General features: G+C 73.7%; 11 protein-coding genes. 5 read left to right on the forward strand and 6 right to left on the reverse strand.

Annotated elements, in window-relative coordinates; genetic code table 11:
• The first annotated feature begins 42 nt into the window (after nt 1–42).
• The gene (locus QSK20_RS09190; RefSeq protein ID WP_285788155.1) at nt 43–1,761 is read left to right on the forward strand and encodes a DEAD/DEAH box helicase; all 1,719 of its coding nucleotides are present in this window, start codon (nt 43–45) and stop codon (nt 1,759–1,761) included.
• Between the two features lie 118 nt (nt 1,762–1,879).
• Here QSK20_RS09190 and lon read toward each other — a convergent pair whose 3' ends face one another.
• Nucleotides 1,880–4,216, reverse strand: a complete 2,337-nt coding sequence (gene lon, locus QSK20_RS09195; RefSeq protein WP_285788156.1) for an endopeptidase La — start codon at nt 4,214–4,216, stop codon at nt 1,880–1,882.
• Nucleotides 4,217–4,709: 493 nt separating this feature from the next.
• Here lon and QSK20_RS09200 point away from each other — a divergent pair, with 493 nt between their 5' ends.
• Nucleotides 4,710–5,057 (forward strand): histone-like nucleoid-structuring protein Lsr2, encoded by a 348-nt coding sequence (locus QSK20_RS09200; RefSeq protein ID WP_088984189.1) that lies wholly within the window; start codon nt 4,710–4,712, stop codon nt 5,055–5,057.
• A 495-nt stretch (nt 5,058–5,552) separates the two neighbouring features.
• Here the strand turns inward: QSK20_RS09200 and QSK20_RS09205 are convergent, their stop codons facing one another.
• Nucleotides 5,553–6,422 (reverse strand): hypothetical protein, encoded by an 870-nt coding sequence (locus QSK20_RS09205; protein ID WP_285788157.1) that lies wholly within the window; start codon nt 6,420–6,422, stop codon nt 5,553–5,555.
• 234 nt (nt 6,423–6,656) lie between these two features.
• On the opposite strand from QSK20_RS09205, the gene QSK20_RS09210 reads away from it, so the two are divergent.
• Nucleotides 6,657–7,385, forward strand: coding sequence for a helical backbone metal receptor (locus QSK20_RS09210; RefSeq protein WP_285788158.1), 729 nt, complete (start codon nt 6,657–6,659; stop codon nt 7,383–7,385).
• 12 nt (nt 7,386–7,397) lie between these two features.
• Here the strand turns inward: QSK20_RS09210 and QSK20_RS09215 are convergent, their stop codons facing one another.
• The gene (locus QSK20_RS09215; protein ID WP_285788159.1) at nt 7,398–8,093 is read right to left on the reverse strand and encodes a CBS domain-containing protein; all 696 of its coding nucleotides are present in this window, start codon (nt 8,091–8,093) and stop codon (nt 7,398–7,400) included.
• Nucleotides 8,094–8,319: 226 nt separating this feature from the next.
• On the opposite strand from QSK20_RS09215, the gene QSK20_RS09220 reads away from it, so the two are divergent.
• Together QSK20_RS09220 and QSK20_RS09225 are read left to right on the forward strand one after the other, a co-directional pair.
• Entirely contained in the window at nt 8,320–8,913 is a 594-nt protein-coding gene (locus QSK20_RS09220) for a hypothetical protein (RefSeq protein ID WP_502888876.1), read from the forward strand.
• A 179-nt stretch (nt 8,914–9,092) separates the two neighbouring features.
• Nucleotides 9,093–9,461 carry an FKBP-type peptidyl-prolyl cis-trans isomerase gene (locus QSK20_RS09225; RefSeq protein WP_285788161.1) on the forward strand — a complete coding sequence of 123 codons (369 nt, stop codon included), beginning with the start codon at nt 9,093–9,095 and terminating at the stop codon, nt 9,459–9,461.
• Nucleotides 9,462–9,516: 55 nt separating this feature from the next.
• On the opposite strand, the gene QSK20_RS09230 is transcribed toward QSK20_RS09225, so the two are convergent.
• From QSK20_RS09230 to QSK20_RS09240, 3 genes are all read right to left on the reverse strand, one after another.
• Entirely contained in the window at nt 9,517–10,083 is a 567-nt protein-coding gene (locus QSK20_RS09230; RefSeq protein WP_285788162.1) for an STAS domain-containing protein, read from the reverse strand.
• 180 nt (nt 10,084–10,263) lie between these two features.
• The gene (locus QSK20_RS09235; protein WP_285788163.1) at nt 10,264–10,662 is read right to left on the reverse strand and encodes a DUF3224 domain-containing protein; all 399 of its coding nucleotides are present in this window, start codon (nt 10,660–10,662) and stop codon (nt 10,264–10,266) included.
• A 167-nt stretch (nt 10,663–10,829) separates the two neighbouring features.
• Complete coding sequence (locus tag QSK20_RS09240) at nt 10,830–12,092, reverse strand: L,D-transpeptidase (RefSeq protein ID WP_285788164.1); 1,263 nt, start codon at nt 12,090–12,092, stop codon at nt 10,830–10,832.
• Nucleotides 12,093–12,351: the final 259 nt, after the last annotated feature.

Here is a 12,351-nt window from a genome sequence, read left to right on the forward strand (position 1 = left end):
GTCGCCGCAACGTGACCACGGGGGTAATGGAAGGCTTGGCACATGAGTTCCGCACCTGTACGGCCCGAACCAGCGTCCGTCTCCACCGGTCCGGGCGACCCCGATCCGGCGAGCCCCTTCTCCGACCTCGGGCTGCGGCCCGAGTTGCTGGGCGCGTTGGCGTCCCTCGGCTACGAGGAGCCCACCCCGATCCAGCGGGAGGCGATCCCTCCCCTGCTGGCCGGTCGTGACCTGCTGGGTCAGGCGGCGACCGGCACCGGCAAGACCGCCGCCTTCGCGCTGCCCCTGCTGCACCGGCTGCCGGCCGAGCGGGAGTCGGGTGACCCGATGGCACTGGTGCTGACCCCGACCCGGGAGCTGGCCGTGCAGGTCTCCGAGGCGCTGCACCGGTACGGGCGGGAGCTGGGCGTGCGGGTGCTGCCGATCTACGGCGGGCAGCCCATCGGGCGGCAGCTGCGGGCGCTGGACGCCGGGGTGGACGTGGTGGTCGCCACGCCCGGCCGGGCGCTGGACCACATCGCCCGGGGCACGCTCCGGCTCGGGGGCCTCGCCACGGTGGTGCTCGACGAGGCCGACGAGATGCTCGACATGGGTTTCGCCGAGGACATCGAGGCGATCCTGGAGCACGCGCCCGCGCAGCGGCAGACGGTGCTCTTCTCAGCCACGATGCCGGCGCGCATCGACGGGATGGCCCGGCAGCACCTGACCGACCCGGTGCGCATCCTCATCGCCCGGGAGCCGGCCGTCGCCGGGGAGACGCCCCGGGTGCGGCAGCGCGCGTACATCGTGGCGCGGGCGCACAAGCCGGCCGCGCTGGGCCGGGTCCTGGACGTGGAGTCCCCCACCGCGGCGATCGTCTTCTGCCGCAGCCGGGAGGAGGTCGACCGGCTCACCGAGACGATGAACGGTCGGGGCTACCGGGCCGAGGCGCTGCACGGCGGGATGAGCCAGGAGCAGCGGGACCGGGTGATGGGACGACTGCGGGCCGGCACCGCCGACCTGCTGGTGGCCACCGACGTCGCCGCCCGGGGGCTGGACGTCGAACAGCTCACCCACGTGGTCAACTACGACGTCCCGTCGGCCCCTGAGTCGTACGTGCACCGGATCGGCCGGGTCGGCCGGGCGGGACGCGAGGGCGTGGCGATCACCCTCGCCGAACCCCGCGAGCACCGGATGCTCAAGACCATCGAACGGGTGACCGGCCAGCGGATCGTCATCGACAAGATCCCCACGGTGGCCGACCTGCGGACCCGACGGCTGGAGCTGACCCAGGCGGCGCTGCGGGAGAGCCTGCTGGAGGACGACCTGGAGCCGTTCCGGGTGATCGTCGAGTCGCTGTCCGACGAGTTCGACCTGATGGAGGTCGCGCTCGCCGCGGTGAAACTCGCGCACGAGGCCGCCGGGCCGGGCGCCGACGACGAGGAGGAGATCCCGCAGGCGCCGGTCCGTGCTCCCCGCGAGACCCGGCCCGGGTTCGAGAGCCGGGGCGAGCGCCGTCCGTCCCGGTCCCGCGCGGGCGGGACGACCCAGGTCTTCATCGGGCTGGGCCGGCGGGCCGGGGTCCGTCCCCAGGACCTGGTCGGGGCGATCACCGGGGAGACCCGGCTCAGCGGCCGGGACATCGGCTCGATCGAGATCGCCGACCGGTTCTCCCTGGTGGAGGTACCCCAGGCGGTGGCCGACGAGGTGATCGCCGGGCTGCGCGACAGCACCATCAAGGGCCGCAAGGCGACCGTACGCCGCGACCGCGACCAGCGCTGACCCTCCTCGCGTGTGAGCAGGGTGGTAGCAGGGGCCCCCTGTTACCGCTTTTTGCCGAGCAGGGGTCCCTTGCAGTGCCCGGGGCACTGCAAGGGACCCCTGCTACCAACCAACCCGGTCAGGCAGCGGCGAGCGCGGGACCGGTGCGGGTGTCGGCGTCGGCGTCGGCGGGACGCAGCGCCACGGCGAGCACGTCCGCCACGTCGGCGAGGGTGTGGATGGTGAGCGCCTCGCGGACCTCGGTCGGCAGGTCGTCGAGGTCCGGCGCGTTCCGGGCCGGGACGACCACCTCGGTCAGGCCGGCCCGGTGCGCGGCGAGCAGTTTCTGCTTCACCCCGCCGATGGGCAGCACCCGGCCGGAGAGGGTCACCTCACCGGTCATCCCGACCTCCGGGCGGACCGGTCGACCGCTGACCAGCGAGGCGAGCGCGGTGACCATGGTGATGCCGGCGCTCGGACCGTCCTTGGGCACCGCCCCGGCCGGTACGTGCAGGTGGATCCGCCGCCCGGCGAGGGCGTTCGGGTCCAGGCCGAGCTGGCGACCGTGTGAGCGCAGGTACGACAGCGCGATGTGCCCGGACTCCTTCATCACGTCGCCGAGCTGCCCGGTGAGGGTCAGCCCCGGCTCGCCGTCCATGCCGGTCGCCTCGACGAAGAGCACGTCGCCACCGGCGCCGGTGACGGCCAGGCCGGTCGCCACCCCCGGGACGGCGGTCCGCTCCGCCGACTCGGGCGTGAACCTCGGGCGGCCCAGGTAGCGGGCCAGGTCGTCGACGTCGACGTGGAGCGGTCCCGGCTCGGTCGCCAGCGTCACGGCGACCTTGCGCAGGATCCGCGCCAGGGCCCGGTCGAGCTGCCGTACGCCCGCCTCGCGGGTGTGCTCGGCAGCGATCCGGGCCAGCGCGGCGTCGGTGATCGTCACCTCCTCGGCGGTCAGCCCGGCCCGGTCCCGCTGCCGGGGCAGCAGGTGGTCCCGGGCGATGGCCACCTTCTCCTCCTCGGTGTAGCCGTCCAGGTTGACCAGCTCCATCCGGTCCAGCAGCGGGCCGGGGATGTTCTCCACCACGTTCGCGGTGGCGAGGAAGAGCACGTCGGACAGGTCGAGGTCGACTTCGAGGTAGTGGTCGCGGAAGGTGTGGTTCTGCGCCGGGTCGAGCACCTCCAGCAGGGCGGCGGCGGGGTCGCCGGCGTACCCGGCGGCGAGCTTGTCGACCTCGTCGAGAAGCACGACCGGGTTCATCGAGCCCGCCTCGCGCAGCGCCCGGACGATCCGGCCGGGCAGCGCGCCGACGTAGGTGCGCCGGTGGCCACGGATCTCGGCCTCGTCGCGGACGCCGCCCAGGGAGACCCGGACGAACTTCCGGCCGAGGGCGCGGGCCACCGACTCGCCGAGGCTGGTCTTGCCGACGCCGGGCGGGCCGGCGAGGGCGAGCACCGCGCCGGAACCGCGTCCGCCGACCACACCGAGGTTCCGCTCGGCGCGCCGGTTGCGCACCGCGAGGTACTCCAGGATGCGGTCCTTGACGTCGGCCAGGCCGGCGTGGTCGGCGTCGAGCACGGCGCGGGCCGCGGCCAGGTCGGTGTCGTCCTCGGTACGGGTGGTCCAGGGCATCTCCAGGACGGTGTCCAGCCAGGTACGGATCCAGCCGGCCTCCGGGGAGGCGTCACTGGCCCGCTCCAGCCGGCCGACCTCGCGCAGCGCCGCCTCGCGGACCTTCTCCGGCAGGTCGGCGGCCTCGACCCGGGCCCGGTAGTCGGCGGAGCCGTCCGGCTCGTCCTCGCCGAGTTCCTTGCGGATGGCGGCGAGCTGCTGGCGGAGCAGGAACTCCCGCTGGGACTTCTCCAGGCCCTCCCGGACGTCGTTGTTGATCCGCTCGCTGACCTCCTGCTCGGCGAGGTGGTCCCGGACCCAGTTCACGAGGAGTTCGAGCCGGGCCGTGACGTCCGGGGCGGCGAGCAGCTGGGTCTTCTGGCCGAGGGTCAGCCAGGAGACGTAGCCCGCGGAGTCGGCGAGCTCCGACAGGTCGGTCATCCGCTCGATCGCGTCGATTACCTGCCATGCGCCGCGTTGCTGGAGCACCGAGGTCATCAGCGCGCGGTACTCGCGGGCGAGTTCCCGGGCCCGGCCGGCGGGAGCGGGCTCGGGCAGTTCGGTGGCCTCGACCCAGAGGGCGGCGCCGGGTCCGGGGACGCCGGAGCCGATCCGGGCCCGGGTCAGGCCACGGACGACGGCGGCCGGTTCGCCGCTGGGCAGCCGGCCGACCTTCTCGATGGTGGCGACCGCGCCGACCGGGCCGTACTCGCCGTCGATACGGGGCACGGCGAGCAGCTTCTGGTCGCCGGTGGCACGGGCGGCGTCGACCGCGGCCTGGGTGGTCGGGTCGAGGGTCACCGGGATGACCATGCCGGGCAGCAGGACGGTGTCGGTCAGGGGCAGTACGGGAAGAGTTGCCATCGAACACCTGCCATCGCGTTGACTTGAGCGTGCCTGACTCAAGTCGGCGCACGGTCACCTTGTTCCGACGTGTGACCCACGCCACGGCCCGAGTGGGCGGGACGGGCGGTGCCCCGACGGACCGGACAAGCACCGTGGAGATCGGCGGTGAGCTGCACGTCCCGGAACGGACCGGGAAGCGGATGTCCGCTTCGCCGCTGCGTAAACTCCGGGTGGCCGACCGGACGGAGGCAGCCGCGCTCGCGGGCCGAGTGGGACTACTCGGCGCCGGAACGGTATTCGCCATCGCGGCGCGGGTTCCCCGACGCCCGCCCGGTGAGCTTCGGAGACGGTCGGCGGCGAGACCCGCCGACTGGCAATTTCCATGCCGGGGCGGGTTTTCACCCGCCTGGTGCGCACCATGGAATGCCGAAGGCCGCGCATTGTTGCGGATTTGCCGTGCGATACGTCAAACTCTTAGCCACACCCCGCCACGCGCAAGGAGTAATGGACGATGGCCAGGAAAGTAATCACAGTTCTCACGGACGACCTCGACGGCGGAAAGGCCGACCGGACGGTCGAGTTCGGGCTCGACGGCGTCATGTACACCATCGATGTGTCGGACGAAAACGCGGGGGTCCTGCGTAAGGCTCTGGACCCGTACATCGCCGCTGGCCGTCGCATCGGCCGGGGCGTCGTGGAGAGCAACCGGGGAGCCCGCCGTCCGGGGCGTCCGGCGACGTCCGGAATGGATCGTGAGCAGAACCGCGCGATCCGCGAATGGGCCACGAAGAACGGCTACGAGATTTCCGAGCGTGGCCGCATCCCCGTGTCGGTCGTCGAGGCGTACAAGAACCGCTGATCAACCGGCCGACATAACCATCCGGAGCCCGGACGTCACGCTGGGAAATCCCAGGCGTCGGCCGGGCCACCCTTTCCACCGGTCCCGCCAAGGGCTCCGCTGCCCGCTTTCCGCGCCGCACGGCCTCCGCCGGCCAGGGCCGATGGCACGCGGTCACCACCGTCCCGGTGCCGCGTCGACCGGTCCGGCCGGCCGGCGGCCGGCCCTCGCGGGTCGCGGTCGACACGGTCGCGCAGAACCGTGGCCGGGCTTCACGCCGAGCATCGGACGTCCGCCGGCCGGAGCACCGACCGGCCGGCCCGCGTGACCGCCGGAGGCAGCGGGACCGCCCGCGGGTCCCGTTTCCCACCGGGGGGGTGGGCGAGCGGTATTCGTGGACCCGGAACGCGTCGACTGCCGACGATGTCCTTTCACGTTCGCCCGCCCGACGGACCGGGGTCGCCGGGCGACGTCCACCGGTTCGGGCACGGCCCGGCCGGTGGGCCCCGCGCGGAGTCAGTCGAAGGTGAGATGGTCGAAGTCGAACCGGTGCGCCATCTCGCCACGACGGGACCGCAGCGCCTCGAAGTCCCGTCCGAGGTCACTGCGCGGCACCAGGTCCGGTTCGCCGGCGTCGATCCGACGCAGGTGCTCACCGATCGCGGTGACGGCCAGGTCCCCGGCCAGCCGCGCGGCGTCGACCCCGCAGGAGAAGCGGTGCTCCCAGAGCAGGACCCGCTCGACCAGACAGCGGCCGGGACGTACCTCGGCCCAGGCCCAGCCCTCGACGGAGCCGTTCGTCCAACGCACGTGCAGACCGCGCACGATGGGGTCGACGAGCTGCCGTGCGACGTACGCCTCGACCGCGGCGGCACGGGCGATCGCGCCCAGGTCGTTGACGTGGCCGCTGCGCCCGTCGGGCAGTCGGCCGACGATGTCCCGGAAACCCACCGGCTGCTCGGCCTCCGGGTCGCCCGGTTCCGGCATGCCGGCGGTGTAGCCACGGGCGTCCACCAGGTACTCCGCCACCCGACGCGCGTGCGGACCGGGCCGCAGGGTGGCGGACTGGATCCGGAGCACCGCCAGGCCGACCGCCGTGTAGACCGCGTCACGCATCCGGATCTCGCGCTGCGCCTCCGGCGCCGGGGTGGTGAACTCCACGGCGAACACCGGTCGTCCGGTACCGCCGTCACACACCACGACGTCGAGGGTGGCCCGACCGGCGGTGCTCCACTGGTGGCCGGTGATCCCCGGCGGACGGCCCGACACGAGCTCACCGAGGCGGCGGGCGGTGTGCACGACATGGCCACCACGCTCCAGGAGGGGGCCACGTCCGGCGGCGAGCGGACGCAGCCGGGAGCCGTCGTCGGGTCCGGTGCTCGTCATCTGTCCCACGTTCCATCCCTCGGTGCCGGGCCAGAGTGCCGGGCCAGAGTGTAGGACGGAGTCGGCGGTCACCCGCCGGGCGGCCCACCCCGGCCTCCCCGCGCCTCCGGCGGGACGTGCCGTGCCGGTGTCGCGCGCGGTTCCGGGCGGCACCGGGACCGCCACCACGTCGTGGGACCCCCGGATCGGGCATCATCGACATCGGCCGACCGGCCGGGACGGGGAGGTGCGGAGATGCGGGTGGTGTCCCTGGTGCCGTCGCTCACCGAGGCGGTGGCGGTCACCCTGCCCGGTGTGCTGGTCGGCGCGACCGACTGGTGCACCCACCCCGCCGGTCTGACCGTCACCCGGGTCGGCGGCAGCAAGTACCCGGACCTCGACCGGGTGCTCGCGCTCCGCCCGGACGTCGTGCTGCTCAACGTCGAGGAGAACCGCCGCGAGGACGCCGACGCCCTGGCCGCCGCCGGCGTACCGGTGCGCGTCACCTATCCCCGCACCGTGCCGCAGGCCCTCACCGAACTGGGCGAGCTGCTCGCCGCGCTCGGCGCGTCCGGCGAACCGGAGTGGCTGGCCGCCGCCCGGCGTGCCTGGGCGACCCCGCCGGCCCCGGCCGGGCCCCGGCGCGCGGTCGTGCCGGTCTGGCGCCGGCCGTGGGTGGTGCTCGGCGGCGACACCTTCGCCGGGGACGTGCTGCACCGGCTCGGCGTGCACAACCTCTACGCCGACCATCCGGAACGCTACCCCCGCCCCGGCCTCGACGAGCTGCGCGACCACCGGCCGGAGCTGGTGGTGCTGCCGGACGAGCCGTACCGGTTCACCGCCGAGGACGGCCCGGACGCCTTTCCCGGCGTGCCCTGCGCGCTCCTCTCCGGCCGGCACCTGACCTGGTACGGCCCGTCGCTGGCCGAGGCGCCCACGGTGCTCGCGGAGCAACTCGCCCGGCGGCTCACGCACCCCGGTTGAACGACCTCCCGGTCACGCCACCGGGGTGACTCCGGGCGCCCACTCCAGGGTGACCGTGTCGTCCACCTCGTAGCCGAGGGTGCTGACCACCTGGGTCACGCCGCTGACCTGCCCGGCGAGGCGGACCGCCAGCTCGGCGGAGCTGCGTCGGTCGACCCGGCCGTCCAGGGCCACCTCGCCGTGCCGCACCCGGACGGTGACCAGCCCGTCCCGGACGGCGAGCACCCGGCGCAGCACCTCCTGCACCACGTCCTCGCGGATCTCCGAGTCCCGACGCAGGTGCACCCGTAACAGGTCCGCGCGGGTGACGATGCCGACCAGCCGGCCAAGGTCGTCCAGCACGGGCAGACGCTTGACCTGTTCCCGGTCCATCAACCGGGCCGCCGCCGGCAGGGACGCCCCGGGGTGGGTGGTGACCGCCGGCGCGGTCATCAGCTCCTCGGCCACCATCGCATCGGCCTTGACGCGCGCGTCGCGGCGACGCCGACCCTCGAAGATCCGACGCTCGTCCGGGCGGCCGGCCCGCTCGACCTTGTGCAGCAGGTCCGCCTCGGAGACCACCCCGCGCACCCGGCGGAAGCCGTCCACCACCGGGACCGCGCTGATCCCCCGCCGGACCAGCAGGTCCACGACCTCCCGGTACGGGGTCTGTCCGTCGACCGTCGCGACGTCCACGGTCATCACGTCGCCCACCTGCCACGTTCTCATGCCGACCTCCCTGTCGTCCCGTGCACACCGGACGCTATGGCCGGCGCCGTCGGGCGAGGCAGAGGCGAAGGCACCGGAAGACCCCGGGACCTCCGGCCCGCGAAGGACCCCCGGGAAGGGGGCGAAGGTCCCGCCGGACGCGGGACCGGACGGCCCTGCTCCCGGCGACCGCGAGGGGATGGAATGGATTCGTCACCGGGAAGCGGTGCGAGGCACGAGGAAGGACGTGGACACCATGACCGCCACGATCGAGCGGGCCACCACCCGCACCACCACTCCGGCGGCACCGACCGGCACCCACCGCAACGGAACCCCGACCGTCGGGACCACCCGGACCCGGGCCGCCCGGTACGTCTTCGCCGGCATCCGGATCGCGCTGGGGTGGACCTTCCTCTGGGCCTTCCTCGACAAGACCTTCGGCCTCGGCTTCGCCACCGAGGCCCAGAACGCCTGGATCGACGGGGGCAGCCCGACCAAGGGCTTCCTGGCCTTCGGCGCCGAGGGACCGTTCCAGGGCCTCTACCACGACATCGCCGGCGCGGTCTGGGCCGACTGGCTGTTCATGGCGGGCCTGCTCGGCATCGGCCTGGCCCTGCTGCTCGGCATCGGCATGCGGATCGCGGCCGTCGCCGGTGGCCTGCTCTACGTGATGATGTGGACGGTGGTCCTGCCTCCCGAGAACAACCCCGTCATGGACGAGCACCTGATCAACGCGGCCCTGCTGGCCGGTCTCGCGCTGGTCGCCGCCGGGGACACCCTCGGCCTCGGCCGGGCCTGGGCGAAGCTCCCCCTCGTCCAGCGGTTCCCCTGGCTGCGCTGACCACGCACCGGCACCACGGCGGACGTCACCACCCGGTGGCGTCCGCCGCGTCGTGTCCGCCCCGGCGGAAGGCCCGGCCGTCCGGGGAGCCGAGCGCGTGGACGTCCTGCCGGGCATCGGCAGCTGACGATCCGGCAGGATCGACCGGGACAGTGATCCCGCGAGGCAGGAGAACCAGGATGAACAAGCCCGAGGTGGGTCCGATCGAGGGCGCCCCGCCCGCCGATCTGGTCGTCGAGGACATCACGGTCGGCGATGGCCCCGAGGCGGAGCGGGGGCAGCTGGTCACCGTGCACTACGTCGGGGTGTCCCACTCCACCGGACGGGAGTTCGACGCCTCCTGGAACCGGGGCGAGACCTTCCAGTTCGGGCTCGGCGCCGGCCAGGTCATCGCCGGCTGGGACCAGGGCGTGGTGGGGATGCGGGTCGGCGGCCGACGCCGGCTCACCATCCCGCCGCACCTGGGCTACGGCAACCGGGGCGCCGGGGGCGTCATAAAGCCGGGCGAGACGCTGGTCTTCGTGGTCGACCTGCTCGGCGTCCGCTGACCCGCGAGTGTCGGGGTCGTCGGTGCGCCGGCGGCCCCGACCGGCGGGTCGCCGGTCAGACCGCCGCGAGAGGCCGGTAGGGCAGCCCCGGGCGGGTCCGGCCCTGCGGCGCCGGACGCCGGTCGGCCGGCACCCGGGAACGGGACGCGTCGGTGACCGCCCACGACCGCCGCACCGGAGCGGCGGCGAAGGGCGCCGCGTCGCCCGGCGGGGTCGGCACCGGCACGTCGGCGCGTTGGTCCTCCCGGGACGCGCGCGGGGTCTCCGCCGGGGGCCGCCCGGCCGGCAGCGTGAGCCGCGGCGCGTCCTCCACCGGGATGACCCGGTGCAGGCCGGTGCCGTGGAGCACCCGCAGGATCATCGGGTGCGGGTCGACCAGCACCAGCTCCCCGCCCCGGGCCCGGACGCCCAGGTGCGCGGCGACCAGGGTGCGGATCGCGGCGGCCGAGAAGACCGGCACGGCGGAGAGGTCGAGTCGCAGCAGGGGCCGGGGCGGCTGGGCCCAGAGCACCGACCGGAACTGGGCCACCGTCGCGATGTCGATCTCGCCGGACACCCGCACGTCGACCACCCGGTCACCGACGCTGACCTCGACCTCGAGCCGGTCGCTGCGCTGCCTCATGACCTCGAATCTAGGCGGTAGCACCGACACTTTCCTCCTGCCGCGGACCGATCCCCGGGTACGCCCCGGGTCGGGTCCGGGAAAACCCCTCACCCTCCCGGAGGAGGACCCGCTCCACCCGCCGCCGCCAGCGCCGCCGCGACGTCAGCTCTCGACGGCGCCGCCAGAGGCGAGCCCGGGTCAGCTCTCGACGGTGTAGTCGAAGGTGAACCCGCGCTCGCCGTCGACCAGCAGGATCTCCATGGTGCCGGTCAGCCCGGCCAGTTCCCCGGTGCCGGTGTCCGGGACCACCTGGATGGTCAGCGAGCCCGCGCCCCGCTCCATCACTCCGCAGTGCTGGAGGACGAAGCTGCCCGGCCGGCCGTGCAGCGTGCCCACCACCCGTTCGAGGCCGACGTAGCCGCCCGAGCCCGGCCGGGCCGACTCGGCCTTGAGTAGGTGGGCGACGCTGGAGGCCTGGAGATCCCCCTGGAACTCCTTGGTCACGACGACCCGGGCCAGCCGGCCGCCCGCGCGGTCGTCGTAGGGCGGTTGCTCGTCCCAGATGAGGTCGACGGCGCCGACGGCACGGACACGCATGACTGACTCCCCCCGGGTGCCACCCGATGGGATCATGATGCCGCACCGGGGGCGTCGTCGCAGGTCCGCCACCCGGTCGGACCTGCCGCGACGCCCGGCCGGGCCCGACACCGTACGCCGGGCCCGGCGGAGGTCCGGCACCGGCCGACCGCCCGGTGCCGGACGGGTCAGCCGCCGCTGCCGGTGGAGGCGGGACCGGGCGTCGCCCCGGCGGCCGGCGCCGCGGGACTACCGGTCGGCGCGGGCCGCAGGTTTCCCGGCACCGGCAGCGCGCTGCCCTTCACGAACTCCTCCCAACCGACGTTCCAGGCGGTCCAGCCGTTGCCCGGCTGCAACGGCACCTCGGTGCCCTTCACCGTGATCAGGTCCCCGACCTGGGTGATGCCCATCAACCAGTCGGCGGCGCTGGCGGAGACGTTGGCGCAGCCGTGCGAGACGTTGGTGTTGCCCTGGTCTCCCTCCGACCACGGGGCGGAGTGGATGAACTCACCGCCCCAGGTGTAGCGCTGGGCGTCGTCCACGTCGACCACGTAGCCGCCGTTCGGTTCACCCCGGGTGTCGAAGGTGGTCCGCTCGTGCTTCTCCATGATCACCATCCGGCCGCTGGAACTGGGCGTGCTCGGCTTGCCGAGACTCACCGGGATCCGGCGCAGGAGCCGACCGTCCTGGAACACCGACATCTGCTTGGTGGCGTTGTCGATCTCCAGCGCCACCTGGCGGCCGATCTGCGAGGTGGCCCGCCGGTCGGCGTCCCCGACGCGGTTCCGACCGATCGGCAGTCCCTCCAGCGCCGAACGGACGCTGATGCTGGTGCCCGGTCGCCAGAAGTCCGGTGCCCGGTAGTAGACCTGGCTGCCGTCCTCCAGCCACGACCAGGCGCCCGGCTGCGGCGGGTCGGTCCGGACGAACAACCGACGCTGAACCTCGTCCCTGGCGTCTTTCGGAATCGGCGGGTCGAACGCCACGGTTACCGGCATCGCGGTTCCGTACGTCCGGTTCCCGGCGAAGTAGAGCGTGCTGGTAATTGCCGAAGCGTTCGATTTCGCGGCGGTGGTGAAGGTCGTGCTGCGCGTGGCGGTCTCGCCCGCGTCGTTGCCCGCGGTCACCTCGGCGGTGTACGTCCGGCGGTGCGCCAGGGGCGCGGCCGGCACCCAGGCCGTACCGTCCTCGCGGGGCTCGGCGCGGACCTGCGTCCCCTTGTCGTCCCGGATCCGGACCTCCTTGACCTTGCCGCCACGGACCGCGATGCCGACCTCGGCGCTGATCGGCACGTCCCGGGTCCGGTCGGCGGGCGTCACGGTCAGGTCCAACGGCACCCGGGCCGCCGCCTCCTTCTTCTCCGGCGTCCGCTCCGCCGTGCACCCGCCGAGCGCCAGAGCGGTCGCCGTCATGGTCACCGCGGACAGTCTGATCCGCCGCCTCCACTCCATGGTTCTCCCCCCGTTCCCGTTTTCCCTCCGGCACATTGTCACCACTGCCGCTCGACGGTCGGCGCAATTTCCGCAGAATCGTCCGCGCAATTACCTGCCATCATTGGCGAGAATTGACCGGATGTGGGGGAACGGCCCGGTCGGTCCGGCGGGAGCCCGCTGCGTGGCGGTGTCCCGTCCCTGCCGTGACGGTCGTCGACGGGCGGTTCGGGCGGCACCGGCCCCGGCGGCCGGGCGGGAACGTCCCTGACCGACCCGG

The organism is Micromonospora sp. NBRC 101691 (genome assembly GCF_030269285.1).
GTDB classification, from domain to species: Bacteria; Actinomycetota; Actinomycetes; order Mycobacteriales; family Micromonosporaceae; genus Micromonospora; species Micromonospora echinospora.

What these genes read in the sequence shown, in the direction of transcription:
- QSK20_RS09190 (WP_285788155.1), top strand. Translation starts at nt 43, where the DNA reads ATGAGTTCCGCACCTGTACGGCCCGAACCAGCGTCCGTCTCCACCGGT.
- lon (WP_285788156.1), bottom strand. Translation starts at nt 4,216, where the DNA reads ATGGCAACTCTTCCCGTACTGCCCCTGACCGACACCGTCCTGCTGCCC.
- QSK20_RS09200 (WP_088984189.1), top strand. Translation starts at nt 4,710, where the DNA reads ATGGCCAGGAAAGTAATCACAGTTCTCACGGACGACCTCGACGGCGGA.
- QSK20_RS09205 (WP_285788157.1), bottom strand. Translation starts at nt 6,422, where the DNA reads ATGACGAGCACCGGACCCGACGACGGCTCCCGGCTGCGTCCGCTCGCC.
- QSK20_RS09210 (WP_285788158.1), top strand. Translation starts at nt 6,657, where the DNA reads ATGCGGGTGGTGTCCCTGGTGCCGTCGCTCACCGAGGCGGTGGCGGTC.
- QSK20_RS09215 (WP_285788159.1), bottom strand. Translation starts at nt 8,093, where the DNA reads ATGAGAACGTGGCAGGTGGGCGACGTGATGACCGTGGACGTCGCGACG.
- QSK20_RS09225 (WP_285788161.1), top strand. Translation starts at nt 9,093, where the DNA reads ATGAACAAGCCCGAGGTGGGTCCGATCGAGGGCGCCCCGCCCGCCGAT.
- QSK20_RS09230 (WP_285788162.1), bottom strand. Translation starts at nt 10,083, where the DNA reads ATGAGGCAGCGCAGCGACCGGCTCGAGGTCGAGGTCAGCGTCGGTGAC.
- QSK20_RS09235 (WP_285788163.1), bottom strand. Translation starts at nt 10,662, where the DNA reads ATGCGTGTCCGTGCCGTCGGCGCCGTCGACCTCATCTGGGACGAGCAA.
- QSK20_RS09240 (WP_285788164.1), bottom strand. Translation starts at nt 12,092, where the DNA reads ATGGAGTGGAGGCGGCGGATCAGACTGTCCGCGGTGACCATGACGGCG.